Source organism: Prevotella sp. P4-119, assembly GCF_002251345.1.
Lineage (GTDB): Bacteria > Bacteroidota > Bacteroidia > Bacteroidales > Bacteroidaceae > Prevotella.
Genome location: NZ_NPJB01000097.1, coordinates 1 through 583 on the forward strand (window position 1 = coordinate 1; position 583 = coordinate 583).

Here is a 583-nt window from a genome sequence, read left to right on the forward strand (position 1 = left end):
AGAGAAGCAGGCGGCAGGGGATGGCGATGCGCACAGGGAAGAGGAAACGGCTGGCCGCGGGCGCCCTGGCACTGGCGCTGGCAGCATGCGGCGGCGAAGGCACCCGGCAGCCCGCCACCCCCACGGGCGTCGCGAAGTTCACCACCATCGATTTCGGCCATGTCGCCGATTATTCGCCGGCAGGCCTCCCCGCCTATTTCGACCGTACCGTGACCGTGCTCGACAACAGCCCGGCGTCCAACCCGATCGACGACAAGGTGGCGACGCTCGGGCGCGTGCTGTTCCACGATCTGCGGCTGAGCACCAACAACCGGGCCTCGTGCTCGGGCTGCCATCAGCAGGCGATCGGCTTCACCGATTCGATGCGGTTCAGCAACGGCATCAGCACCGCGGCAACCACCGATTTCCACGCGATGCGGCTCGGCAATCTCCGCTATTGGCAACCCGGCTCCACGTTCTGGGATCGGCGCGCGGCCAGCGTGGAGGCGCAGGCCAGCCATCCGTTCCACAGCCTGGTCGAGATGGGCTGGGGCGGGGCCGCGGGCGGCTTCGACGCGCTGATCCGGAAAATGAACCCGACGCA

At 68.1% G+C, this 583-nt stretch carries 1 protein-coding gene; it reads left to right on the forward strand.

The annotated features are described in order from the left end of the window. Positions 1–20: 20 nt before the first annotated feature. On the forward strand, positions 21–583 hold a 563-nt coding region (locus CIK89_RS12545), incomplete at its 3' end, for a cytochrome-c peroxidase (protein WP_216820477.1).